This window comes from Enterococcus sp. FDAARGOS_553 (assembly GCF_003812305.1).
In the GTDB taxonomy this organism is placed as follows: Bacteria; Bacillota; Bacilli; order Lactobacillales; family Enterococcaceae; genus Enterococcus_D; species Enterococcus_D gallinarum.
In genome coordinates this window covers 1758886-1783192 of sequence record NZ_CP033740.1, presented here as the reverse complement: position 1 = coordinate 1783192, position 24307 = coordinate 1758886, and the positions used below count along the sequence as shown (strand labels likewise).

22 protein-coding genes and 1 pseudogene are annotated in these 24307 nt (G+C 42.9%); 3 read left to right on the top strand and 20 right to left on the bottom strand.

Features of this window, described 5'->3' with window-relative positions; all coding sequences use genetic code 11:
* Nucleotides 1-24: 24 nt before the first annotated feature.
* The 6 genes from menC to menB are packed head-to-tail and all read right to left on the bottom strand — an operon-like array spanning nucleotide 25 to nucleotide 7280.
* A complete protein-coding gene (menC, locus tag EGX73_RS09065; RefSeq protein WP_003127532.1) occupies nucleotides 25-1128 on the bottom strand; it encodes an o-succinylbenzoate synthase in 1104 nt (367 codons plus the stop codon).
* A 21-nt stretch (nucleotides 1129-1149) separates the two neighbouring features.
* Nucleotides 1150-1968, bottom strand: coding sequence for a 2-succinyl-6-hydroxy-2,4-cyclohexadiene-1-carboxylate synthase (gene menH, locus EGX73_RS09060; protein ID WP_003127531.1), 819 nt, complete (start codon nucleotides 1966-1968; stop codon nucleotides 1150-1152).
* Nucleotides 1952-3670, bottom strand: a complete 1719-nt coding sequence (gene menD / locus EGX73_RS09055; protein WP_123866893.1) for a 2-succinyl-5-enolpyruvyl-6-hydroxy-3-cyclohexene-1-carboxylic-acid synthase — start codon at nucleotides 3668-3670, stop codon at nucleotides 1952-1954. Before menD ends, menH begins: the two co-directional genes overlap by 17 nt.
* Complete coding sequence (locus tag EGX73_RS09050) at nucleotides 3648-5024, bottom strand: isochorismate synthase MenF (protein WP_003127529.1); 1377 nt, start codon at nucleotides 5022-5024, stop codon at nucleotides 3648-3650. Before EGX73_RS09050 ends, menD begins: the two co-directional genes overlap by 23 nt.
* Nucleotides 5002-6465, bottom strand: coding sequence for an o-succinylbenzoate--CoA ligase (gene menE, locus EGX73_RS09045; protein WP_003127528.1), 1464 nt, complete (start codon nucleotides 6463-6465; stop codon nucleotides 5002-5004). Before menE ends, EGX73_RS09050 begins: the two co-directional genes overlap by 23 nt.
* Nucleotides 6465-7280 (bottom strand): 1,4-dihydroxy-2-naphthoyl-CoA synthase, encoded by an 816-nt coding sequence (gene menB, locus EGX73_RS09040; protein ID WP_003127527.1) that lies wholly within the window; start codon nucleotides 7278-7280, stop codon nucleotides 6465-6467. Before menB ends, menE begins: the two co-directional genes overlap by 1 nt.
* 126 nt (nucleotides 7281-7406) lie before the next feature.
* Between menB and EGX73_RS09035 the strand changes: the two genes are divergently transcribed.
* Nucleotides 7407-7772: a PaaI family thioesterase gene (locus EGX73_RS09035; protein ID WP_003127525.1), complete on the top strand. Its 366-nt coding sequence runs from the start codon at nucleotides 7407-7409 to the stop codon at nucleotides 7770-7772.
* Nucleotides 7773-7982: 210 nt separating this feature from the next.
* Here EGX73_RS09035 and EGX73_RS09030 read toward each other — a convergent pair whose 3' ends face one another.
* Both EGX73_RS09030 and EGX73_RS09025 read right to left on the bottom strand, forming a co-directional pair.
* Entirely contained in the window at nucleotides 7983-8195 is a 213-nt protein-coding gene (locus EGX73_RS09030) for a DUF2922 domain-containing protein (RefSeq protein WP_003127524.1), read from the bottom strand.
* 17 nt (nucleotides 8196-8212) lie between these two features.
* Nucleotides 8213-8416 carry a hypothetical protein gene (locus EGX73_RS09025; RefSeq protein WP_003127523.1) on the bottom strand — a complete coding sequence of 68 codons (204 nt, stop codon included), beginning with the start codon at nucleotides 8414-8416 and terminating at the stop codon, nucleotides 8213-8215.
* Nucleotides 8417-8586: 170 nt separating this feature from the next.
* Here EGX73_RS09025 and EGX73_RS09020 point away from each other — a divergent pair, with 170 nt between their 5' ends.
* The gene (locus EGX73_RS09020; RefSeq protein ID WP_005471785.1) at nucleotides 8587-9762 is read left to right on the top strand and encodes an AI-2E family transporter; all 1176 of its coding nucleotides are present in this window, start codon (nucleotides 8587-8589) and stop codon (nucleotides 9760-9762) included.
* Between the two features lie 81 nt (nucleotides 9763-9843).
* Here EGX73_RS09020 and EGX73_RS09015 read toward each other — a convergent pair whose 3' ends face one another.
* The 10 genes from EGX73_RS09015 to EGX73_RS08970 all read right to left on the bottom strand — a co-directional run bounded on the left by EGX73_RS09015 (nucleotide 9844) and on the right by EGX73_RS08970 (nucleotide 21759).
* Entirely contained in the window at nucleotides 9844-10485 is a 642-nt protein-coding gene (locus EGX73_RS09015) for a GyrI-like domain-containing protein (RefSeq protein WP_005471783.1), read from the bottom strand.
* A 111-nt stretch (nucleotides 10486-10596) separates the two neighbouring features.
* Entirely contained in the window at nucleotides 10597-11268 is a 672-nt protein-coding gene (locus EGX73_RS09010; protein ID WP_003127520.1) for an amino acid ABC transporter permease, read from the bottom strand.
* Nucleotides 11268-12110 carry a transporter substrate-binding domain-containing protein gene (locus EGX73_RS09005; protein WP_029487203.1) on the bottom strand — a complete coding sequence of 281 codons (843 nt, stop codon included), beginning with the start codon at nucleotides 12108-12110 and terminating at the stop codon, nucleotides 11268-11270. The genes EGX73_RS09010 and EGX73_RS09005 overlap by 1 nt, the downstream gene beginning before the upstream one ends.
* 46 nt (nucleotides 12111-12156) lie before the next feature.
* Nucleotides 12157-13608 (bottom strand): amidase, encoded by a 1452-nt coding sequence (locus EGX73_RS09000; RefSeq protein ID WP_123866892.1) that lies wholly within the window; start codon nucleotides 13606-13608, stop codon nucleotides 12157-12159.
* A gap of 350 nt (nucleotides 13609-13958) precedes the next feature.
* On the bottom strand, nucleotides 13959-15731 hold the full coding sequence (locus tag EGX73_RS08995) for an oleate hydratase (protein WP_123866891.1): 1773 nt from the start codon (nucleotides 15729-15731) through the stop codon (nucleotides 13959-13961).
* Between the two features lie 485 nt (nucleotides 15732-16216).
* On the bottom strand, nucleotides 16217-17035 hold the full coding sequence (locus EGX73_RS08990) for an alkaline phosphatase family protein (protein ID WP_029487204.1): 819 nt from the start codon (nucleotides 17033-17035) through the stop codon (nucleotides 16217-16219).
* Between the two features lie 1051 nt (nucleotides 17036-18086).
* A complete protein-coding gene (locus tag EGX73_RS08985) occupies nucleotides 18087-18929 on the bottom strand; it encodes a DUF368 domain-containing protein (protein WP_003127514.1) in 843 nt (280 codons plus the stop codon).
* 197 nt (nucleotides 18930-19126) lie between these two features.
* Nucleotides 19127-19633 (bottom strand): N-acetyltransferase, encoded by a 507-nt coding sequence (locus tag EGX73_RS08980; RefSeq protein WP_005471780.1) that lies wholly within the window; start codon nucleotides 19631-19633, stop codon nucleotides 19127-19129.
* Nucleotides 19634-19780: 147 nt separating this feature from the next.
* Nucleotides 19781-20407 carry a glycosyltransferase family 32 protein gene (locus EGX73_RS08975; protein WP_123866890.1) on the bottom strand — a complete coding sequence of 209 codons (627 nt, stop codon included), beginning with the start codon at nucleotides 20405-20407 and terminating at the stop codon, nucleotides 19781-19783.
* A gap of 248 nt (nucleotides 20408-20655) precedes the next feature.
* On the bottom strand, nucleotides 20656-21759 hold the full coding sequence (locus EGX73_RS08970; protein ID WP_003127508.1) for an alpha-hydroxy-acid oxidizing protein: 1104 nt from the start codon (nucleotides 21757-21759) through the stop codon (nucleotides 20656-20658).
* 249 nt (nucleotides 21760-22008) lie between these two features.
* On the opposite strand from EGX73_RS08970, the gene EGX73_RS08965 reads away from it, so the two are divergent.
* Nucleotides 22009-22530, top strand: a complete 522-nt coding sequence (locus EGX73_RS08965) for an aromatic acid exporter family protein (protein ID WP_005471779.1) — start codon at nucleotides 22009-22011, stop codon at nucleotides 22528-22530.
* 191 nt (nucleotides 22531-22721) lie between these two features.
* On the opposite strand, the gene EGX73_RS08960 is transcribed toward EGX73_RS08965, so the two are convergent.
* Together EGX73_RS08960 and EGX73_RS08955 are read right to left on the bottom strand one after the other, a co-directional pair.
* Nucleotides 22722-23363 carry a hemolysin III family protein gene (locus EGX73_RS08960; protein WP_005471778.1) on the bottom strand — a complete coding sequence of 214 codons (642 nt, stop codon included), beginning with the start codon at nucleotides 23361-23363 and terminating at the stop codon, nucleotides 22722-22724.
* A 73-nt stretch (nucleotides 23364-23436) separates the two neighbouring features.
* Nucleotides 23437-24262, bottom strand: a pseudogene (locus tag EGX73_RS08955) (class C sortase).
* Between the last annotated feature and the right edge of the window lie 45 nt (nucleotides 24263-24307).

Sequence of the window (24307 nt, the reverse complement as noted above, 5' to 3'; positions counted from 1 at the left end):
CTGATCAAAAACTATTTCTAAAGTTCAACCTAACAAACGAGTACGGGAAACACAATAGTCAGCTATTTTCTTTTCATCTAGTGTGAAGCCCGCTCCCACACCAACAGGCACCTGAAGACAGCCATTTTTGATCTTCGCAGGTTCAGTGACGATGTCATCGTAAAAATAACGATCAGAAGCAGATAGATCACCAGGGAAGTGGAAGGGAGCTTGGCTGGCAAACTGCAGATTCAACGCTCGTCCCACTCCTGATTCGAACATTCCACCTAGCCAGACATCCAATCCATAATGTTGGCAGGCTGAAACAATTCGCATCGCTTCGGTGATTCCTCCCACTCGCGGAATTTTTAGATTGATTGCTCGGCAACTATCTAATGAGGCAACAACAGCGACATCTTCTGCAGTACGTATATCTTCATCTAAACATAGCGGCGTCTTTAACTGCTTCTGCAGACGGCGATGCCCCACTAGATCCCGGATCTTCAACGGTTGCTCGATCATTGCCAGCCCCAATTCATCTAATGCGAGAATCTTTTCCGGTTGATCTTCATAAGCGCCGTTCGCATCAGCCATCAGCAATAGCTCGGGAAAGGTTTCCCGAACGGCTGTCAACGGCTCTAAGTCGACTCCCGGCTTGATTTTGATTTTTACTCGCTGATATCCTTGCGCTACATAATCAGCGACTTGTGCGACTAGCTGTTCTGTGGATGCTTGAATCCCCACACTGACCCCTACAGCAAGCTTGTCTCTTGTTGTTGGATAAAAAGAGGTCAGACTGCAATGTTTTTGGCGGCCATATAAATCCCAAATCGCCGTTTCAACTGCTGATTTGGCCATAAAATTTCCTTGAACTGTTTGAAATAACGTCCAAACATCTCGCGGATGATCGATGTTTCCTGTCAGCAATGGGAATAAGAACTTGCTAATGACTTCTCGAGCTGAAGCCAACGTTTCTTCAATATAATCTGGTTGCTGAAAAGCCACCAATTCTCCAACACCTACGGTTCCGTCTTGGTCGGTCAGTACAAGCAGGTCAAATGCTTTTTCCGTCAAGCGACCATAACTCGTCTCAAAAGGCTGCCTCAATGGGAGTCGACAAGCAATCCGTTCTGCTTTGACGATTTTCATACGCGCTCTCCTTTTCCAATATCAGTGTGCGGTCAACCAAGCATGCACTTCATTTGCCACTACATCTGGACATTCCAAATGCACGCAATGACCGGCTTTTGACACCGAGAGGATAGTCAACGCTGGTTGTTGCTGCTGCATTTTTTTAGCGATCAGGAAAAATTTTTCATCCCATTCTCCAGTGAGAACCAGAAATGGGCACTGAATGTCTGCCAAATTTTGCCAGAAGCTAGGTTGTGTTCCTGTTCCGCTATAGTACAAACTCATCGCCAAACCAAACGCCTGTTGGCTCAAACGCGTCGCTCGTACTTGCTGCTGTATTTCCTTTGGTAATCGTTTTTGACTAGCAAACAATGGCAGTTCTTGCCAATAATCAACAAAGTCAACCAGCGGTTGCTGAATCAATCGTATCGCCAAACGTTGATCATTGCGTCGGCGAAGACTGCGGGCAGATTCTGATTCCAGTCCCGGAGAGCCGCTCTCCATGATCAAGCCAGCGATCTTGTCTGGGAAAGCAACCGTCCATGCCAATGCCGTACGAGCACCCATTGAATAGCCATAAAGATAATAACGGTCAACCGTTAAACGATCCACCAATTCTGCCAGATCCGTTACCATCTGAATCATCTCATAGCGTAACGGGTGCACATGACTGGCGGAACCACCATGACCCAACAAATCGATTGCTAAGACATTGAAGGACGTTTCTTGAGCAAACACTGGGCGAAAAGAATCTGAAGTGCCAGTAAATCCGTGCAGAACTACGAGGGTCGGCAGATCAGCCAGATAAGGTCGATACCACTGATACAAATAGTTCACACCGTTAACGTTTATTTTCATTGGAGATCCTTTCCTGAAACTCCTGTTGCAACGCTTGCCAAGCGATCACAGGATCTTTTTGCAGGCCAACTACTTCAATGATCTGAAAACAAGGCGTCGTTAATGATTGCTCGATTTGGGAGGCAAAATCAGTCAAAGTTGCTGGAGCGTGCCATTTCGCGCCATAAAGTTTTGCAGCTTGCTGAAAGTCAAGATCCAACGGGGTGCCAAATAGCGGCACAAAGTCACCTTCTGACAAGGTATTTTGCGATAAGAAGGAAAAAATCCCCCCACCGTTATTATTCAGTAAAATGATCGTGACTGGCAGCTGATATTGTTTGAGCAATTGCAGCCCATTCATATCATGAAAGAAAGCTAGATCGCCAATCAATAAATAGGTCGGTTTTTGGCTGGCAGCTGCGATCCCAGCAACGGTCGATATCAACCCATCGATACCATTCACACCGCGATTGCCAAATACTTGGTAAGCACTACCTGTAACCGTTCCGTATCGATCAACAAAGCGGATCGCATTACTATTTGCTAAGAGCAATTGGGCATCATGTCCCAATGTTTGTTGCAAGATCCGTACAGCAGCAGTTTCATTCCACTCCGTTAAAGAATGAGTCGTTGCCAATGCTTCCTCAGCGACGGCTTGCAGCTTTTGCCATGGCTGAAACCATTCTGGTTGTGGTCTGCTAGGCAACTTGCTTACTTGCTCCATAAAATCCTCTATCGTAAGCTGTAGCAAAAAGGCTGAGCGATGCAATTGATCTTGCCACTGTCCAGATTCATCCACGAAAAGCCAGTCGATGCCTTCCGGCAGACCGCTTAACCAAAGCAAGACATTTTTGGTCACTGGCAAGCGACCAAAACGAATAACGACTTCGGGAATAAAGTCCGCATCTAGTTGTGGAAAAATCAAATCAGCCTGTGGGAGAAAATGAGCCGACGTTTCCCCGCAAGTGGCCAAATTTGTCAGTGGATCCCCCACTAGCGGCCAGCCAAGATGATTGGCAAGCGCATGCAGCGTTTCTGCTTCAGAAGGTGTCAAACTTTCACCTACCACTAGGAGCCCTTTTTTCATAAACAATGGTGCCAGTTCTGTCAATACAGCTGCAGGTAGCGATTGCTGTGTAGGGAGGTAAGCGATATTTTGTTGGATCGAACAAGTCCGCGTGAAGTCAGGCAGTAATGGTTCCCGCAAAGGAAAATTCAGGTGTACGGGACCACGTGGCTGCTTTAATGCTTCGATCGTTGTCGTGGCAGCCTGCCAAAAGCTGTACTTCAGTATGTTGGGTGTATTCTCCGGCACAGTCATTTCTACCATTTTTTTTACATGAGAAGCATACAGACTTTGCTGATCCATGGCTTGCGGTGCACCAACACCACGTAGTTCCGGTGGCCGATCAGCAGTTAAGACGATCAATGGCAAATTTGTGGCTTCCGCCTCACAAATTGCTGGATAGTAATTGGCTGCAGCAGTACCTGATGTACATAGTAAAAGTGTCGGCTGCAAATCGACTTTGGTCATTCCCAACGCAAAAAAAGCTGCTGAACGTTCATCGACATCGATCCAACAAGTGATTTCTGGATCCCGATGCAAAAGCAATGCCAACGGTGTCGACCGCGATCCGGGACTGATCACCGCTCGCTTTATTCCAGCGGCTTTAAACCCATGGATTGCTGCCAACAAGTAGTCAGTCATGACTTGCTGATTCATTCTCTATCACTCCTCTTAGCATAGGTTGGAATTTCAAGGCTGTCTCTTGGCGCTCTTCTTCTGCAACAGAATCGGCGACGATCCCGCATCCTGCGTAAAGGATGCCTTCTGTCCCATGAAAAACACCAGAACGAATCGCTACTGCAAATTCTCCGATATCTTCTTGGATACCTAGCCACCCGATTGGTCCACCATATAATCCCCGACGCGCAGGTTCGTGGTTACGAATCCATGCCAGCGCATCAGCTTTTGGCTCCCCACCTAGGGCTGGTGTTGGATGCAGCTTAGCCACTGCTTCTAAAAAAGAAACAGCGGGCTTCCGCTTGCCAGACAAAGGCACGAATAAGTGCTGAATGTCGCGATTCTTGATGATCGATCGCGCCTCTGAATGGAACCCTTCCGCCAATAAGGAAGACAACGCCTGCTCCAGACGATTGACAACTACTTGATGCTCATGGGTATTTTTGGGATCAGTTAATAATGCATCAGCTATTTGCTGATCTTCTGCTGGTGTGCTGCCTCGAGGCGCAGACCCTGCAATGCTGACTGTCTCGAAATGACTGGCAGTCGCCTTTAACAAGCGCTCCGGTGTGGCACCAATAAACGAAACCTCGTCTTCAAAAGCAAAGAGATAGGTATTGGTTTGTTGCTCTGCAAGACGGGCCAACACCGCAAAGGAATCAATCTCCTTCTTAGTAGTGATTTTCATTCGCCGAGCTAAAACAACCTTCTCCAAAGGCGTTTTTGCAGAGCGGATCGCAGCGACTGTCTCATCGACCGCTTTTACCCATTGTGGTACGTCTAATTCTGTTTGCTGCAACAAACAAGCCCCTACAGGCTGTTGTGCTTGCTTTCCCCATTGCTCAACGAGTTGTTGTAAATCAGCAAACTGTCCGAACAGCGTTTCCACGTCATTCGTATCCTTCGCTTCGACGGTCAAGATCACACCATACACATCATTTATTTTTCTAAAAAGAATTTTCGGCAACACAAAAAGACCATTGCCGATTGTGCCCCATTCTGCTGCTCCTTGGCTTTGTTCATCAAAAGCAAAAGCCCCTAATAATGTAGCAGCCATTTGGTCCGTATTTGGTTGAAAATGCTGCTTTTTAAGGTTTCGACGCTGCCGCTCAAAATCAATCAATGATGGGTTCGCGTACCGTTTCACACTGCCGATACCCAAAAAACAGGTTGCTTGATCTGATGATCGCCAAAAATAACGTTCACCAATAAATTGACTGGCAGCAGCATATAACTGAACAAAATCACAAGGTGCAAGTGGGTAATAATGACTAAACACCTTTTTGCCAGCAGCTAATGCATGTTGATACTCATTCTTTGATTTGCTGTTCAATGTAGTTCACTCTTTCTTCTGTCAGCAATACACGCTTTACTATTTTCCCGCTAGCGGTACGCGGCATTTCTTTTACTTGATAATAGCGACGGGGGTGTTTGTACCGAGCAAGCTGTGGGGTTAGATAGGCGATCAATTCTGGTAATGTAATCGGCTCTTTGAGTGTAAGATAAGCAACTGGCTCTTGTCCCCACACTCCACTTGGCTCGCCCACCACTGCCGCTTCTTCAATTGCAGGGTGGCTAACTAATGCCTGTTCAACTTCAGCTGGATAAATATTTTCGCCACCGGAAATAATCAATTCGCTCAAACGAGATACCACATACAAATACCCTTCAGAATCCAAATAGCCAAGATCACCGGTGGCAAACCAGCCATCCTGCGTCCACTGCTCCAACCCGCGATCATTCAAATAGCACGTAACGATCGCAGGTCCTTGCAACTGGATTTCCCCCAGTTTTCCTTCTTTTTCGATAACAGATTCTTTCAAAGACTGCGACTGAATCCGCAAATTGACTTGGGCTAATGGTAATCCAGCAGAACCAATTTTTTCCTCGGCTTTATCTGGAGGCAAAGCAACGACTTGCGAACAAGTTTCAGTCATCCCATAGGATTGAATAACTGATAAGCACTTGTCTTGGCATTGCATCAAGACTGATCTGGCAATCGGACCACCACCTAAAAGAATATAGCGCAATGAAGGGTAACCATTGTCTCCAGTCAAAGGCAAAAGATCGATCAGCATTTTGGTCACTAACGAGAGCACCGTTCCTTTACCAGCAGCTAGGTCTGATGCGATTTGCTGCGCATCGAATCGATCATATAATCGAACACTGATCCCTAAAATCAAGGAACGCAACAAAATTGATAAACCGCTAATATGATACAACGGAACGACACAACACCAGCAGTCGTCAGCAGTCACCGACAAGTTGATCTGCGTGGCTTGTGCACTGGCAAAATGATTGCCAAATGTTTGAGGCACTCCTTTGGGATTACCCGTCGTGCCAGAAGTGTACATGATCGATGCAACTTGTGTTTTTTGGTAAATCGAAATCGGCGCAGAAAAAAAACGTTCTTGCAATTTGCCAAAAGGCAGGAACTTGATTCTCGGCAAGGAAAGCGATCGATTGGTGACTACCCACTGACAGGCAGCATCGGTTAATTGATAGTACAGCTCTTTTTCAGTCAATCGAGTGTTTAAGAACTGAATTTGTTTTCCTAATTCCCAAAGTGCCAAAATCGTGAAATACATCTCAGGAGAGTTATTGCTTAAAATCGCTACTCGCTCGATTGTTTGAGGAATCCGATGTTCATAATAGCAAGCATAAGCCGTGACTTCTTTTTGCAAGGCAGCAAACGACCAGCTTTTATCTTGCCAATAAAAAGCTGGTCGTTCTGGATGAAGTTGTGCTTGCCGTTGCAGCCAACTACCATTCATTAAGGGAATTTAGGGAATTGGTCGAAATTAGGCTGACGTTTTTCTTTAAACGCATCGCGGCCTTCTTTTGCTTCATCCATTGTGTAATACAATAAGGTCGCATCGCCAGCAAGTTGTTGGATTCCGGCTAGCCCATCTGTATCGGCATTCATTGAGGCTTTGATCATGCGCAAAGCCAATGGGCTTTTTTGCAGCATCGTTTCTGCCCATTCCATCGTCACATCTTCCACTTGATCAAGAGGAACGACTGTATTGATCCAGTTCATTGCTAAAGCTTCTTCTGCTGTATACTGTTTCGTCATAAACCAAACTTCTTTGGCTTTCTTGTGGCCAATCGTTCGAGCAAGATAGCCTGAACCGTAGCCACCATCGAAACTGCCGACATTCGGTCCTGTTTGACCAAATTTCGCATTATCTGCCGCGATCGTTAGATCACAAACCAGCTGCAGCACGTTTCCGCCTCCAATAGACCAACCTTTGACCATAGCGATCACCGGTTTTGGTAATGTCCGGATCAAACGTTGCAAGTCCAGCACATTGAGACGAGGAACTTGATCTTCACCAACATAGCCGCCATGTCCGCGAACTTTTTGGTCGCCGCCAGAACAAAAAGCTTTGTCGCCAGCTCCTGTTAGAATGATCACACCAATGCCAGGTTCATCGCGACTGATTGAAAAAGCATCGATCATTTCAAACACCGTTTTCGGTGTAAAGGCATTGTGGACTTCTGGACGATTGATCGTGATCTTCGCCACTTTACCATGCTGTTCAAATAAAATTTCATCGTATTCTTTTAAGGTTTTCCATTCTCTCATTACAGGTTCCTCCTTATGTCACATGTTTCCATTATACACATTTCTGAGCGAATTTCGTTAGAAATTGCTTTCTGTCAAACGTTTGTTATAATCAAATCATCAAATTCTCAGAAAACGAGGAACTCTATGAACTTACTTGACTATTTAGGCATCCAGATCGAAGAAACAACCGCTACTCAGGTTCGGTTATCTTTAGTGGTCACCGATCAGCATAAACAACCTTTTGGTCTTCTGCACGGTGGTATCAATGCCGTCTTGATTGAAACAGCTTGTAGTCTGGGGGCAAATCAAGCCGTAGCTGAAGACCAATTTGCCGCCGCGATTGATCTACAAGTCAATCATTTAAAAGCGGTCAAACAAGGAACTGTTACTGTGGAAGCTGTCCCTGATCGAATCGGTGGAAAGATCCAAACTTGGCAAGCTACGATCAGACAATCCGATGGCACGAAAACGGCTGTCGGACGTTGTACATTAACTGCCGTCACCAAATAAAGGGACTGTGCCATAAGTCTCCTACAAGTAACACTAGCCGAACATTAATGATTATTGCTCCTGCGGTGCAGGGACTCCTCGTCGCAAAAGTCAGAGGAATCTATGCTAGCAACAGACTATTATTCGGTTTAACTTGTTGGATACTGACTTATGGCACAGTCCCTTTTGATTGTCGAGCATTTCTTGATGAACGTTCTACTTCAACTTATTTCAAAACAATGGCGTCTCAATCGTCTCTACGATTTTGGCGCCAGACAGCTCATTGTAATAACGGACACCATCTGATTCAAAGATACCGATTTTTGTAATATTCTCCATTGCTGTTCGTGCTGCTTCTGCCGTTATCTCTTCATCAAAAACTTTTGGCTGCAATGTGTGTTTTTTGCCCTCGCTAGTCAAAAATAATGCATGAAGCTTTTTCATCGCTTTCTCTCCTTTCGTTATTTTACGTACTCATTCTGGATCGTTTCTACCACGCCAGCCAAAGACGCATTCTTAGAAAATCCTGCCATGGCTTCACCAAACGCTAACATCTTAGCCTCCTCTGGAGCATTCATGACTTGATTGACGGTCTGACTGACAGTTTTTTCTGCATCTGGTGCTTGGATTCGAATCGTCAGCCTTGTGGTGGTTTTGGTCTTCATCGCTTCTTTTCCTCCTCTATTGTATTTTGATTGCTTCGTAAGTGGCGCCCTTACATATCTATAAACGAATCAAATAAGCAAAAGTAAAAAATAAAATTGGTTTGACTCGCTCTTTTTTTACAGAAAGTGCTGCTTTCGTTATAATGAGGCTAAGAAAGTGAGGCTCTTCTATGAAAAAAAACCGTTTAATCCAATTTTTAGGAGGAAAAACCAGCTATTATGTACTGGGATTGATCATTCTCTGTGCGATCGCTGCTTTTTTACTTAAACAAATCTCGTTTCTTTTTGATCCTTTTTTTGTCATTATTTCTACTCTTATTCCACCATTTTTATTCGGCCTGATCTTGTATTATTTGTTCAATCCGTTAGTTGATCGCTTAGAAACGAAAAAGATTCCCCGCATTGTTTCCATTGGCGGGATCTATCTTCTGATTCTTTTAGTGATCGTTTTGGCTGGGTTTCAGCTTTATCCAATCATCCAAAAACAAACAACCGATTTGATCAATCAATTCCCAGATTTGATTGCTGATTTCGAGCGAAACGCTGACTCATTCCTAGCGAATACGCCATTTGGTGCTCAGATTGATCAGATCACGGATACTCTTCAAAAAGTTGCCAACAATATCATGGATTTCATTGGTGACTATTGGCAAACCGGTGCTGCAGGGCTTAGCAGTATCTTTTCGACGATCTCAACGTTGTTTATCGCATTGTTTACAGGACCGATCATTGCTTTTTTCTTACTAAGAAATCCAAACAAGTTTTATTATTCTCTCCTGTCAATCGTACCACCGCGATTTCGTAAAGATTTCAACACGATCGTAAAGATCGCTGACCTACAAGTTGGTGCCTTTCTGAAAGGACAGATTATTTCTTCCTTTATTTTAGGCGGAATTTATTGGGTGATTTTTTTGCTGATTGGTTTAGAATATGCAAGTATCTTGGCGATCGCTGCCGGAATTTTATGTATCATTCCATATATCGGTCCATTTATCGTCTTCTTCCCAGCCCTTTTCATCGCAGCACAAGATTCAACAGGAATGCTGATCAAATTCCTGATTGCTTGGTTCGCCGTACAGCTGCTTCATGGTGACTTGGTCGTTCCTCGTGTAATGGGAGATCGTCTGCAGATCCATCCGATCACGATTCTCGTTGTTTTATTAGTTATGGGGGATTTGATGGGGATCGTAGGTGTCATTTTCGGAATACCGATCTACTGTCTCTTAAAAGTATTAGTGGTGTATGGATTCCGCAAATTCAAGCAACGGTACAATACCTATTACGGCGACGAAGGCAAGTATTTTCACAGTGAATTCACCAGTGAAGACTACTTAAAAGATGAGTAGTAAAAGAGAGAGAATCGCTTAAGCGCGGTTCTCTCTCTTTTCATTACGTGTTTTCATTAAGTACACCAACGGTTAAATGGATCAAGCGGATTCTTTGTTTGTTTTGGCTACCCGCCAGCGTAAGACTGTTTTTGCTTTTTCTGGTGCTGTCTTTCGCGGATCTGACAGATAGATCTCCCGATGCTGATAATTGCCCATCGTGGGAACAATTGATAGATCGTGGGCTTCGCAATAGTCTTGCATTTTCGCAAACGTTTCTGTTTCTGTGTCAAAAGGACCGATGTGACAAGCTTGCACGGACCAGCCTTCTTGGTATTCTTCGAAACGAATTCGTTCCAAAAAACGATTTTCTTTTTTCTTCATGATTTGTGTCAACTGTTCGGCGGCTAAATCAGCAGTTACTTGTTCCGGTTGCCGAATCATGATTTTATAGATCAACTCTTCTTTAGCAATCGGTCCTTGTGGTTTTTCAGGTAAAGTCCATACGCCTTCTAGCGGGTATACCGTATACTCAAAAGGCGTATTGCCGAAGGAGCCTTTTTTCAATCCCATGCGCAATCCATAGGCCATCATATAAAGTGCACTGATTTGCTCGGAAAATTCAGGACGGTTAGGATTTCCTTCGCCAGTCAACGTAATGAATTGATAAGCAGGCACTTCGATCAGCTGTGGTTCTTTTGGTAAATAGTAAGCTTTTTCTTGTTTTCGCCATTCATATTTCATTGTCCAAACTCCTTTTTTGTAAAGTGTACCACAAACAAAGAGATTGATTCATAAATAATCCAACCAGCGAATTTTTTTAGCTACTTTTTTGACGATCAGCTTTTTTGACGATCAGCCTTTTTGACTTTCAAAGCGGTCAGCAAATCGTTTTTCTAAGCGATGTTGGAGCGCTTCGATCCCGATACACAGCAACCAGTAAATGATCGCCACTAACACGTACATCGACATATAATCAAACGTCCGGCCGCCAACAATTTTGGCTTTTTGAAAAATGTCCGGGATCGTGATCATTGCCGCTAACGAGGTTCCTTTCAACAGGTCCATCGCGACATTGCTTAATGCTGGGACCGATATGCGAAATGCCTGAGGCAGAATGATCAACCGTAATGTTTTAGAAAAACTCAATCCCAGAGCATACGCTGCATCCCATTGCCCGCGATCCACTCCGGCGATCGATCCTCGATAAATTTCTCCAATAAAAGCACTGCTAGTCAAACTAAAACAAATAATGGCAGCTGTCAATGCGGGTAATTGATACGGCAATCCGAAATAGAGCAAAAACAACAGCACCAATGCGGGTACTCCTCGCAGAAAGGAGATATAGCCTCGAACGATCCTTCTTACCCAAGGGTTTTGAAGCATCCCCAGAAAAGTCAGCAATAAACCTAACGCATTTCCTGCGAGAAAAGAAGCAATGGCAATCCCTAACGTATAGGATAACCCTGTCAGTAAAAAAGGAAGCGACTCCCACATCAGTGGAAGATCAAGAGTTGGGATATACATTACTTTTCAACCTTTTGGATCTCTTTGTCAGATGGTACAGATACATCTGTTTGGAAGTATTTTTCGGAAATTTCTTTTAACGTCCCGTCTGCTTTCATCTCTTTTAAAACACGATCGACTTCGTCATGCAGTGCTTGGTTGTCTTTCGCAAAAAGAAAGCCTGTTTCGTTCGGATTGAAGTAGACATCTTCCAAGATTTTAACTGGAATATCTGGCAAAGCTGCCACCGACATCTTTTGCAGATAATAATCATTAAGGATCACATCGGTCCGTTCGTTTGCCACATCTGTCAGATACTGGTCATTCGTGGCATTATCATAGGTCACAAGTTTCGCACCATATTCTTCGGCTAACTTCATGTAGCTTGTATTGGGTTCTCCCGCTGCTTTTTTGCCTGCTAAATCATCTAGAGAGGCAATGCCAGAATCATCGCTTTTTCGCACGATCATACTATCAAATGAATACTTGATTGGTTCAGACAGACGAAACTTATCTCCACGGTCTCCGCTGAGACCGAAATCATTTGCGGCAAAGTCCGCTTCACCTCTAGTCAAGGACGCCACTTGTCCGTCTACATTGTATTCTTTGAACTGGATCGAAACACCCATCCGCTTGGCTACTTCTTTTGCAACGTCTACGTCATAGCCAACTAATTGATTGTCATCATTGTAATAAGAGGAAGGAAATAACGTACCTGACGTAGCAACAGTCAATTCTTTTGACTCTTGAACACGACTTAAACTATTGTCCTCTTTAGCCTTACTTCCGCAAGCACCTAACAACATCACAAAGGCACCTAGTACAACGATATTTTTCCACTTGTTTATTTTGATTGTTTCCATCTTTATCCCCCTAGAAAATCATTCTTGAACCGTCATTCATCGACAGTTATTTTTTGGGTAAATGAAATTGCTCCCATCGTTCAAACAATTCACCCACTTGAAAAAGTAAATCTTCACGGCCTTTTGATGCCATAAACTGAATTCCCAATGGCAAACCTTCCTCACTAACAGCTGTTGGAAGGCTGATTGCAGGTTGGCCCGTTAGATTGGCCAATTGCGTATAGGGCGTCAGTGCCAAACTTTTGTCGAACATCTGATAAATCAAGTCTCCGGCAGCAGCAGCTGTTCGTCTTTCTATCTCTTGCAGTTCGCTTCGAATCGTATCACTTTGCAAATCCTCTTCAATCAATGGCGCCGTTTGTGCTGTTGCAGGGGTCAAAAACAACTCATAATCTGCAAACAAAGCTTCCATCGTTACTGCCAGCTGATCCCAATATTGCAATGCCTGGATATAATCGGCAGCCGCTAATTTTTTGCCATATTGGTACAGCCCCCAAGTCATCAGCTCCATATCTTTCTGTTCCACTGGTCGTTGCAGCATTGCCTCGATCTCGGCAAACATTGCTGCTGTCTCTCCACCATTCATACGATAATAGCTTGCCATCATCGTTTGACCGTCAACAGGATAACGGATTTCTGTAACCTGATGTCCTTGATCTTCCAAAAATGCGACAGCTTTCTTGACAGCTAAGACAGCAGTTTGTGAAACTGGACTCCCGGCTGGAGACTCGGTTGTGTACGCAACTCTCAGTGTTCGATTCTGACTGGGTCCATGATGTTTCCATTCGATTCTAGGTGCCTGATAGGGAGCCGCCGGTTGAGACGTTCGTAATCCATAAAACAAACGTTCCGTATCTCTCATAGAAATCGTCAATGCAAAATTGATCGAAGCACCTTGCCAACTACGCCATTCTTGAGGTCCCACTGGCATAGTTCCTCGCGTCGGTTTTAACCCAATTAGTCCGTTGAAAGAAGCTGGGATACGAATGGAACCGCCTCCATCACTAGCAGCAGCTAATGGAAATAGTCCAGCCGCTACGACGGCCGCCGCTCCACCGCTGGATCCCCCTGCCGAATAGGCGGACTGCCACGGATTGCGTGTTGGACCGTACAATACTGGATCGGTAACATTTTTGAAACCAAATTCCGGAGCATTGGTTTGTCCCAAAGGAATCAATCCTAGCTGTTCCAGCCCGTTGACAAATGCACTCGTCTGCTCTGCTTTTGCATTTGCAAACAATGCAGCCGCCGATGTGGCCGGCCACCCCGCTTTACTTTGACCCAATATTTTAAGTGGTATTGGCAGCCCGCTGAATAAAGCCGCTTTTGTTTGCGGATTTTGTTCATACTGCTTAATTGCTGCTTGCCGATCAAAAGAAACAAGCGCATTTAACGTTGGCTCAACTTGCTGAATTTTTTCTTCGATCCTAGCTGTCAATTCCGAAAAACTGATTTTCTTCTGCGTTAATTGCTCTGCCCAATAGGTCGCATCTTCCATAAATCTCCCGCCTTTCATCGTAACAATTATAGCTTCTGTACTAAAAGCAAAAAAAGCTTTTAATTAACAACCAATATACCAAACAGAGTGAAAAAGTTCAATAGAAATATAACAGAATAACACTCTGTATTATTAAAAAGAAGCAATTTGTTTGATAGCGGTTCCCTTATTTTTCGCTACTCTTGTGTACATCACACAGGGGGGTCTACAGCATGGAAATCGTTCCCAAAAAAACAGTGCCATCCGTCAGACATACGTAACCTCGAAGAAAAGAGAGGCCGTTTAATGGCCTCTCTGGTTCTTTCGGGTATCCTGTCTTTAAGTAACGGATGTCACAGCATTCAAGTGTGTTAAACTAAATGATTTTTTTCAAGGATTTCGCCGATATAGGTATCTTTCGTCTTCTTAACAAATCCTTCTACTAATTTGCGTTCGATAAATGGCAGCTCCATCTCAGTCAATTTTTTCTTGTCCGATAAATAGTAAATCGCATTGGCCAATGTACGCAGATCATAGGCGGAAGCAAAGACTTCTGGAACGCCTCGTTCAATAGCTAACAATTGGTAGACAGCTTCCATCGCCGTTCGTACAGAATATTCAGTCGTAAAGACGGTATCACGTTGCGTTTCGGCAAAGTTGCCGATGAAGGCTAAGTTTCGTGAACCATTCGGTATCACAAGCGGACGATCTCCAGGTTCCCGCAACATGAAGTAAGAAGTGATGAAAGGCATATACACAGGGATCGCTGAACATGATTCATTAGAGATCCGTAGAATTTCATCTTCTGGAACACCTAAGTGATACAATAGTTCTTGAACGATTTCTTGTCCGGAACAGTGTTCAATCGGTTTTTTGATATAATTTCCTGGTGTATTAGACAATAGACCATAAACCCAAGTCACCGTTTGTTGATCGCCTTGCTCTTTGAAATGAGGTTGACGATGGGTCGCAAAACTCATCAGCCAATTTGAATCTTTGATAGTGACGATCCCACCGGTCACTACTCTTCCTGTCCGTAATTTCCGTTTTGTCAAACGAGAAATATAAGGTTCAATATCAAAGTTTTGCCATGTGACTGTCGCTGATACAAACCAGCTTTCTGCTGGCAGATTGTCATAAAAGACTTCTGGGCGACCAAATTCAGGAGATTGAGCAGCCAAGTTCTTCCAAAGATTCCAACTGCCACCTAATTCATGAGTAATAGGGGCAGGTGTATGGTGATCCCCTTCAGTCGAACTCTCCGTGATTGAGCCGTTTGTTACAAACACCAGATCATCTGCTGTCAAAGTGATTTCTTGGGCTTTGCCATTTTTCATCAGTGTGATACTTTGGGCGATTTTCTCTCCTTCAGTGATCTTCACGTCAATATTCATGACTTTGGTTTCATATTGGAAATCGACACCTTGTGCATCAAGGTAAGCTAATAATGGTTTAACTAACGATTCATATTGATTGTAACGAGTAAATTTCAAAGCCGTGAAATCAGGCAATCCATTGATATGGTGAATGAATCTTAAAACATATCTACGCATTTCGATGGCAGAATGCCATTTTTCAAAAGCAAACATCGTACACCAATAAAGCCAAAAGTTTGATTCAAAGAACTCGTCTCCAAAAACATCCTCGATCCGTTTGCCAACAAGCTGATCTTCTGAAGTCATAAATAGTTGGACCAACTCTTTTTGGGCTGCTGCTGATAAAGTGAATTCTCCGTCATCTGCTGCTCGTTGGCCACGATCATGAATGATCCGACAATTGGATGAGTTTGGATCGTCATGATCCAACCAATAAAATTCATCTAAGACGGAGGCATCTTCTACCTCCAATGATGGAATCGAACGGAATAAATCCCATAAACATTCAAAATGATTTTCCATTTCACGGCCGCCTCGAGTGACAAAGCCATCATGAGGAATAAATTTGCCGTCGAGTGAGCCGCCTGAAAGAGACAGCTCCTCCAGCACATGGATTTTCTTTCCCTCCATGTGTCCGTCACGAATCAAAAAGACTGCTGCTGCTAATCCAGCTAATCCGCCACCAACAATATAGGCCTGTTTCTTTTCGACATCTTTCGGTTTTCTGCTTCTTGCAAAAGCTTCATAATTTCCGTTTGTATATCTCATATGATCCCCTCCTAATATTGGTACAAATCCATGGTAGCAGTATCTTCTATTTGCGACAAAAATAACAACCGCTATTTTTCACAGATTTAGACAAATAAAGTCGTTTGTCTAAAAGTGCAAAGAATAGCAGCACTTCGTTGCCTTGTTCTAATTAAAAAAGACGGTCCCATAAACAGTCAACAAACAGACGGAACGACCGGATCTAAACAAAACCCAATAAATTCTAACGATCGCAACTGCTGCTATAGTACCTAGGCACTCTCACAGTTTCCAAGACGCGGCAGCCACTTTCTCTCATTTACAATGTCCGTTTATTTTCACTCATGGCACAGTTCTCTGTAGCGGAACAACAATCGATTACTTTTTTGCTTATTCATCTGATATAAGCCATCTATTTATGCCCGTTAAGCCAAACCAAATAGACCTCTAGCAATGATGCCCTAATTTGAGCACCTGACTTTAGCGGCTTTGTTCGTTTCTACAAATCAGCTGCGCCCAATCTGCATGCGTTCAGAAGTATCGATTTTTAATAAACTGCAAATCAGTGGTGCCAACTCTAATTGATTCATTTTTTCGATCCCACAGTCTGGCGGAAAAATATCTGAAAAAATATAGAGGGGGACTTCGCGATGAGCAGCCATGCTTCCGCCATGCAACCCATATTCATCCATCCCGTGGTCCGCAGTAACAATCACTTGATAACCTGCAGCCAACCAATCGTGCAAATACAGGCCAATCAATTGGTCTGCTTGGTTTACGGCTTTTCGGTATTCTTTTGAAACAGCCGTATAACGATGTCCCGCGGCATCGATATTCATGGAATGTATCAGTAACAAATTCGGCTGATACGTGTGCAGTAAATAATGTCCATCTGCAAACACATGTGAATCGGGATACTGGTTTTCACTATAAAAGATTCCATGTTGGATACTTTTTTTGTGGTCGTGTTGAATACGATCTCGTTTGATTTCATAAGGTGCTTGATTGAATAATTCACTTTGCCAATAATGTGCTGCAGCTGCAGTACTTCCGCCGGCAGCTTTGACAAGATCAAAAATCGAGAGTTCTTTGGAATGTTGACCATCAGCATTGGTCAGAATCCCATTCCGGTAGCTTGGTACACCAGTAGCCAACACTTCATACAATGGCCGAGAACTGCTAGGCATTTCAGCATGGACTTTGATCAGTTGTGCTTGTTTATAATCCACATGATGATTCAAGATCCCCATCTGTTCAACCGCGGTATCGTATCGGCAGCCATCCAAAACCAGTAAAAGCAGCTTTTCGGTTATTTGCGATTTAATGGACATAGCTTGTCACCCCCATCTGTCGGTCTTTGCTGATTCTCAAAAGCCATTTCCTAATTACTATTATAGCTAGCCCATTTAGCATCTTTTTCTTAGCAAGTCCACGTTGGAACCGGATACTTTTTTGAGGATCCAAAATCCGTTTGCTTTTGGAGGTGTTTCGTTTACAATCCCTTGCAGGGATATGGGGCAGTCTCTTTTCAATAAGTACCTTTAGCCTATCATGATTCATCTTTTCACCTCATTACTCATTTACTCCATCCTATCAAGCAATCGTTAACATCCAGTAAGCGTTATGAAAAGTTCATGTTAAGTTGGTAAACTTTTGCGCCTAACACAATAAAGGACTCGTAAGTGCCCCCCTTAAAAAAGCGACAAAAAAGAGCCAAATCATCACTTTGATGGCTTGGCTCTCCCAGGAAAAAATTTATTTTTTCAGTCTTTCTCATATCAATAAATAAATATTGACTTTTATTGACAAATCTCACAGAATTCTGTTATCTTTTCACGTTTTTCTAATAAAACACTTGCATTTTTTCATTAAATATGGAAACGTTCCCTTGATTTATACCCTCGCTTTCTATAAAATAAAAGCGAATAGAAACCAAAAAAGGCACCCCATCCCTTAGCGGCAACTAAGGAATAGGGCCTTGATTTGTCAGCAGCAACTGACCATCAAGTTTGCCATAGTCAATGCAGTACATCAACGTGTTTATTGTACCCAATTTTCTGGGTGATTTCTACCTCTTTTTAGGTAAATCAACACGCTTTGGTCTGCTTATTTCACTATGACAAAGGTATTGGGCAGGATCGTCCGATACCTCTTTTATATATATATCCTTTTTTAAATTTGGGCGCTTAGCGATCAGATGTAAGTTGTCCCGTTCGATCCTGTCCCCTTTTTCCAGCGACGTTTCATGATTATCTTCCAAGGGGGAGTGAGGATAGTACGTGTGAACGTCGCTATTCAGACAAAGGTTGCCTCGGTTTCTATTCCATAAAAAAACAATCGATCATCTGACCGATTGTTTTTTTGTCCACGCAGTGGTTATTTATATTTTTCTTCTAATTTACTCATCCAAGCCCCTAACCAGTACCCTAAAACAAACAGTATCACACCGCTGACCGCAGTCAGCCAAGTAAATCCGCTATAATCAGCCACTGGTGGCAAGACGATTAATACTGTTGATGCAATCACAATTCCCAAAATAAAGTGATAGACTTTCGAATGATAATGCTCCAAGAGCCACTCCATCAATTTTGAGAACAGCAGCATCACGAGTAGACCACCAATTGCGATCGGCAAGAAGACGCCTAAAATGTCGAACCCCTTGAAGCCTTTCAACATCGGATCATACAAACCTAATACGAGCAATAAGTTAGATGGGCTTAATCCAGGCACCAACACACCTAATGCAATCAATCCGCCGGCCAAAACAAATCCTAAAAAGTTTGCTGGGATCGTTCCTAGAATATCACCCATGAAATAAAGAAATAAGAAACCGATGATCATTGTACCAAAGAACCAAAACAAATCCCCCATAGTTCGTTTGCTTTTAAGAGTCGATTCTTTTGCAAGTGCAGGCAATGTACCAATAATGGCTCCGGCAAATCCCCATAAGACGACAATCTGATAATTTTGCAGCAGCCATTCTAACGGTTTCGATAAAAGCCCGATCCCAACGATCCCGCCGATCCCTACTGGCAAGAAAAAGAGCAGATTTTCTTTGAAGTTTTTCGTTAAATGTGCCATAAAACGCAGCATTCGTTCATAGATCCCTAAAATTGCTGCTAGAACTCCACCGGAGACCCCCGGCAAAATAAATCCTAAAGCAATAACGACTCCTTTTAAAAATCGTGATAATACACTTTCAGTTTTTTGTTGTCCCATTCTTGTCTCCTTCATCTGTCACCATAATTTTCATTTTTTAGTTAGTCATTTACTACTATACTGGAAGCTCTATTAATTGAAAAGGAATTTTCATCCTCCTCTTGCTCCCTCTTTCGAAGTCACTAATGGCATCTCTCATCGACAGGTTTTCGACTTTGATTTTTCAACAACAACGAATCGAAGAAGAGTGACTCTCTTCATATTTGTTTTTCCATTAAATAATCGGTCTGTTCATCATCCCCCATGAAGAAAGAATGACTGCCTACTCGTCGAAAGCCCATCTTGTTATAAAAAGCCAATGCATTGGCATTGTGTTCCCATACGCCTAACCACAAAGACGTCTTTTGTTTTGCCTTGGCAAACTCTTCCGCAAAAGACAACAATTGCTGACCATAGCCGCGGCGTTTGTAGTCACTTCGGATGTAGATCCGCTCAACTTCAAGTCCCTCTGGTGCAATCGGCTCAGTTTGAGCTGTTCCCCAATTAAGCTTTAGATAACCAGCAATTGCTTCTTCTTGCAAAAAGAAAAAAGCAGACTGCGGATTTTTCAGTTCTTTGTGCAACTTTTCTGAATGATAAGCAGCCTCTAAATAAGCTTGCATATTTTCTTCCGTATTATATGGCGCAAATGTGTCCTGATACGTCTCAATACTGATGGCTTTCAACTCAACAAGGTCAGCCGGTGTACATTGGATAATTCCCATGATAAACTCTCACTCCGATCCATTTCATTTCGTTCTATTGTGGCATAATTCATTGCCAAAGACAATAAAAAATAGTTCGTCAGCAGGCGCCCATTCAACTGTTGCTGGGATTCTGCTTGACGAACTATCGGATCAGTAAAAAACTGTTTATAGCCAAGATCCGGAAAATTGGTGGATCACCATAGTAGTTGGATCTTCCTCAACTTCGCCGGTAATATAACTTTTTGGAGAGAAAGTCATTTGCGGGAAAATTTCTACCCCTTTAACCGTTTGACGCTGATTGTTTAGTTGCAGACCATGTTCCTGCAACAATTCAGTGACTCGAATGACGTTGGTTACTACATCTTCCGTTTTTTCTGCTCGCACAAATTCACGATCATCATAGTCATGATACCATTCTTCCATGAAAGGATGATGAGGCACTGCACCGATGATACCGGTGGAAATTTTGGTTTCGATCTCAAATCCCATAAATGCCTCATAGTTTAATAGATCATCTAATGGTTTCACCACTTCGACATCGGTATCCATATAAATGCCGCCTTCTGTCACTAATGCATACAAACGAACAACGTCAGAAACAAAGGCCCATTCTTCTTGTTTGTAGGCTTCTTGTAAGTAAGAACCAAATTTTGAAAGATCGATCGTTGATTCATCCCAGCGTTTGATCTCATAGTCTGGGCAAAATTTGCGCCAGGTTTCGATATATTTCTGTTCGCTTTCCCCTAATTCATTGCCCCCAAACCAGCAATAATGAATGATTTTTGGAATCATTTTACCCTCTCCTTTTTGATTTCGTTAATTTAAGTGTACAGGGTTTTCTCTCCTTTTCAAAATCATATACACTGTTACTATCAAATAAATCGTAGCAGTTCGTTCTTGATACCGGTGATTTCCTATAATCAACCCAGATACAAAAAAGCCATAAAAAAAGCCCCGCTGCCGTGGCTTTCAAAGGTTTCAGTTCTTTGAATTTCTGGCTGCGTGCGGCAGAGGAAGGCTCTTTTTATTACTATTTTTTATTACATATAATGATTGTCCCGTAGTTTCGCTTGGCGAATATCTGCAATCGTTTGAGTCCCTGCTAATTGCATTACCATCTCTAATTCTTTTTTGAAGAAATCGAACACTTGCTGAACGCCTGTTGAACCGCCTAACGCTAATCCGTAAATCACTGGACGTCCAATCGCCACTAGATCAGCACCAGAGGCGATTGCTTTAAAGACGTGCTGCCCACGGCGAACACCGCTGTCAAAGACGATCGGAACTCTGCCAGCGACGGCATCTGCTACGATCTGTAAAGAATCAAAAGCAGCTGGTCCACCATCTAACTGACGGCCACCATGATTTGAGACCCAAATCCCTTGTGCTCCAGCATCTAACGCACGTGCTACATCTTCTTCTGATTGAACCCCTTTGACATAAACAGGTAAGTCAGATTCCTTCGCAATGAACGCCACATCTTGAGGACTCAGTTTTTGTTTGGAGGAGCCATATACCGCATCCATTGTTTGTCCGATTCCAGACTGATAAGCTTGCACAATTGGCATAGCCAATGGAAAGGTAAAGCCGTTACGGCGATCCGTTTCTCGGTTGCCACCAACTGTGGCATCCGCCGTTAAAACAATCGCTTTGGCACCATTGCGTTTCGCCATCGCCAAAATATCCCGATTGATGCCATCATCTTTGCTCATATAGAATTGAAACCACTGAGGTGCTTGTTCTCCGCCGGCTGCCCGAATTTCTTCTAGCGTACAGGAAGCATAAGAACTAGCTGTGTAAATTGTACCGAAGCGCGCAACTCCTTTTGCCGAGGCTTTCTCCGCATTGACATTGGCCAAGCCATGAGCGGCCACCGGAGCCATGATAATCGGTGCATTTAATGTATCACCGGAAAAATTAGTCCTGGTGTCTGGTAATTCAATGTCTTTGAGGACATGAGGAATAATCAGCTTATGATTGAATGCGCGTTCATTTTCTCGATAAGTGAAGGTATCTCCCGCACCGCTAGAGATGTAGCCATAGCCTCCTTTGGGAATCACTTCTTTTGCTGCCTCTTCTAAATCACGCATGTTGATAAAATCGACTGCGCCTTCTGCCGTACTTGCTTGATAAATTTTTTCCATCCCTATCCCTGCTCTCCAATAAGATAACGTTTACAATATTATGTTACGCTTGTTTGGTCAGCCAAGCAACTGATTCGCTCCAACGATGGTATTCACTCTTTTTTGATCACTCTCAAGCTGATTGACGTATTCTCCAGGAGAGCCACGAAGGTTTTTCACAAAGAAAAGCCTTTGCAGCAACCTTTCGGACTTTTTTTTCACTAGCAAATACAGCTTATGGTATGATATGATTCGTTTGAAAGGGTTAAGATGATTTCTTATGAAAGGATGGCATTATTGAATCTATTCGGATTAAAATTTGGTTTGCGAAATCTAAAAACGGGGATCAGCGTCTTCATTTGTATTCTTCTAAGTTTTCTTCTACAGCGTGAGACATACGTTGTTTCAACGATCACCGCTGTCTTTACCTTAAGAGAAGATCATGGGACTACTGTCAAATACGGCCGGCATCGGATTGCTGGAAATACCTTTGGCGCATTAGCATCGATCATCTGTATCGGAATTTTTAAATTTTTTGGCTACACACACCTTGTTCAGCTGCTATCGATTCCTTTCGTTATCATGCTGATGATCGCATTATTAGTGAAATTCGACTATCACGAAGGAACGGTCGGTGCCTGTGCTACCCTTTTGACGATTTTATTTATGGTTCCCCAAACTGAATCCTATCTTTATGCCTTTAACCGGGTGATCGATAGTTTCATTGGGATGGCCGTTGCGATTGCCGTCAACCACTGCTTGCCTGCATCAGCTAAAATAGTAGAAGAATAAGGTAAAAAAACGTGCTGAGCTAAATTGCTCTGCACGTTTTTGCTTTAGTCATAAAGGATTTCCTCGCATTCCCTTTTCAAACAAGAAGCACTCGAAAAATAAACCATTTTCGAGTGCTTCTATTTTTTTGAGAGTGTAACGAACCTATGTCCCAACAATTTGTTCATTCTTATTTCATCATGCACAACGTCTTAATTACTTACGTAAATCGCAAAAAACATCAATGCTGCACCTAACATGACAAACAAATGCCAGATTACATGGGTGAATCGTCTATTTTTCATACTATAAAAGAGCGAGCCTACAGAATAAGCGATTCCTCCAGCAACTAACAGTAGTAATCCGGTCAAATCGATATTCTGATAGAGCTTAGGTAAGACAACAATGATTGCCCACCCCATCACATTGTAGATGATCGTTGAAACTTTCGATACTTTGTTCGTTTTTGTCAACCTCAAAGATTTGTAAATAATCCCTATTACTGCGGTGGTCCAAATGACACTAAGCAAGATCAACCCAGCCATTCCCTGTACGACTAAGAGGCAAAATGGGGTATACGTACCAGCGATCAAGAGATAGATCGAGCAATGATCGAATACTTGGAAAACTTTCTTTGCCTTCGTAAAAATCAGGCTATGAAATAACGTAGAGGAAAAGAAAAGCAGAAAAAGCGAACTTCCATAAATCGCAAAAGCGACATAATCTAAGGTGGTATGGGCGCGATCCATCAGCAAATTAAAGCAAAACAAACTTAACAACGCTGCGATCCCATGGGTCACTGCATTTAATACTTCATTGATGATTTGATACTTTCGACTAAATTCTATCTCCATCTTGATCCACTCCGTTTCATTTCTTCGACTCCATTATACTCGAAAAACTATCTGATTACCAAAACTTTTGAATCTAGTTTTTAAAACTACATGTATTTTTAACTTTTGTAAAATGTTTTATCACCATCACCAAAGACAGCATCAAAAGGACAACGATCAAACCAGTCACGAGTAAAAAGGTCGTTCGTTTTGCTTGCTGCACTTTTGACAATGACGCGCTTATTTCCTCTTGCTCAACTGCGACCCTGTGTCCGCGAACCAGCAAACGGTGACTATTGATCATATAAGGGGTGCAAGTAACTAGTGTGACCAGGTCTTGGTTATCTTGGATCTGAAGTGTTTCTGTTTTTGTCGGCGCGACAGTTTGTATTTGATCGATTTGATACGCAAGATATTGACCATTGATTTCGATATAAAAGCGATCCTCTATCTGTAACCGAGGTAGATCTGTAAAGAGTTTTGCTTGTGGTAATCCTCGGTGACTAGAAAGTACCGCATGCGTCGATACTCCTCCGACTGGATATGAAGTTCCCTCGAGCAGACAGGCCCCTTTCTCCAATAGTTTTGTTGTCGTCTGATCAAAGATTGGTAAATTGACATTGATTTTTTGGGATCGTCAAAACACCTATCGTGTGTGCTTCTATATAAGATTTCAGCGAGTTCTGCTTTTCCTTTTTTTCCTTGGAAAATGGGTCTGCTTCTGTCTTAGGTTCATTTGATGCCATTTTTTCATTTGCTTCACGCATCTGCTTGTTCAACTCAGCAATCACTGACGCATGTTCAGATTTTGCTTTTTTCTGATAGTTTTTGATGATTTGTTGATCGAGATAGTCATTCAATGTATCGCTAACAAAGGGATACGCCAAGCTGAGGATACCGATAAAAAATACCAATAGCATGATTAGATCTAAAGTATGCCTTTTTTTTGCTTCATTTCATTCTCC

Bases quoted from the DNA above. Each gene is read 5' to 3' on its own strand.
- menC (WP_003127532.1), bottom strand. From the start codon at position 1,128: ATGAAAATCGTCAAAGCAGAACGGATTGCTTGTCGACTCCCATTGAGG.
- menH (WP_003127531.1), bottom strand. From the start codon at position 1,968: ATGAAAATAAACGTTAACGGTGTGAACTATTTGTATCAGTGGTATCGA.
- menD (WP_123866893.1), bottom strand. From the start codon at position 3,670: ATGAATCAGCAAGTCATGACTGACTACTTGTTGGCAGCAATCCATGGG.
- menE (WP_003127528.1), bottom strand. From the start codon at position 6,465: ATGAATGGTAGTTGGCTGCAACGGCAAGCACAACTTCATCCAGAACGA.
- menB (WP_003127527.1), bottom strand. From the start codon at position 7,280: ATGAGAGAATGGAAAACCTTAAAAGAATACGATGAAATTTTATTTGAA.
- EGX73_RS09035 (WP_003127525.1), top strand. From the start codon at position 7,407: ATGAACTTACTTGACTATTTAGGCATCCAGATCGAAGAAACAACCGCT.
- EGX73_RS09030 (WP_003127524.1), bottom strand. From the start codon at position 8,195: ATGAAAAAGCTTCATGCATTATTTTTGACTAGCGAGGGCAAAAAACAC.
- EGX73_RS09025 (WP_003127523.1), bottom strand. From the start codon at position 8,416: ATGAAGACCAAAACCACCACAAGGCTGACGATTCGAATCCAAGCACCA.
- EGX73_RS09020 (WP_005471785.1), top strand. From the start codon at position 8,587: ATGAAAAAAAACCGTTTAATCCAATTTTTAGGAGGAAAAACCAGCTAT.
- EGX73_RS09015 (WP_005471783.1), bottom strand. From the start codon at position 10,485: ATGAAATATGAATGGCGAAAACAAGAAAAAGCTTACTATTTACCAAAA.
- EGX73_RS09010 (WP_003127520.1), bottom strand. From the start codon at position 11,268: ATGTATATCCCAACTCTTGATCTTCCACTGATGTGGGAGTCGCTTCCT.
- EGX73_RS09005 (WP_029487203.1), bottom strand. From the start codon at position 12,110: ATGGAAACAATCAAAATAAACAAGTGGAAAAATATCGTTGTACTAGGT.
- EGX73_RS09000 (WP_123866892.1), bottom strand. From the start codon at position 13,608: ATGGAAGATGCGACCTATTGGGCAGAGCAATTAACGCAGAAGAAAATC.
- EGX73_RS08995 (WP_123866891.1), bottom strand. From the start codon at position 15,731: ATGAGATATACAAACGGAAATTATGAAGCTTTTGCAAGAAGCAGAAAA.
- EGX73_RS08985 (WP_003127514.1), bottom strand. From the start codon at position 18,929: ATGGGACAACAAAAAACTGAAAGTGTATTATCACGATTTTTAAAAGGA.
- EGX73_RS08980 (WP_005471780.1), bottom strand. From the start codon at position 19,633: ATGGGAATTATCCAATGTACACCGGCTGACCTTGTTGAGTTGAAAGCC.
- EGX73_RS08975 (WP_123866890.1), bottom strand. From the start codon at position 20,407: ATGATTCCAAAAATCATTCATTATTGCTGGTTTGGGGGCAATGAATTA.
- EGX73_RS08970 (WP_003127508.1), bottom strand. From the start codon at position 21,759: ATGGAAAAAATTTATCAAGCAAGTACGGCAGAAGGCGCAGTCGATTTT.
- EGX73_RS08965 (WP_005471779.1), top strand. From the start codon at position 22,009: ATGATTTCTTATGAAAGGATGGCATTATTGAATCTATTCGGATTAAAA.
- EGX73_RS08960 (WP_005471778.1), bottom strand. From the start codon at position 23,363: ATGGAGATAGAATTTAGTCGAAAGTATCAAATCATCAATGAAGTATTA.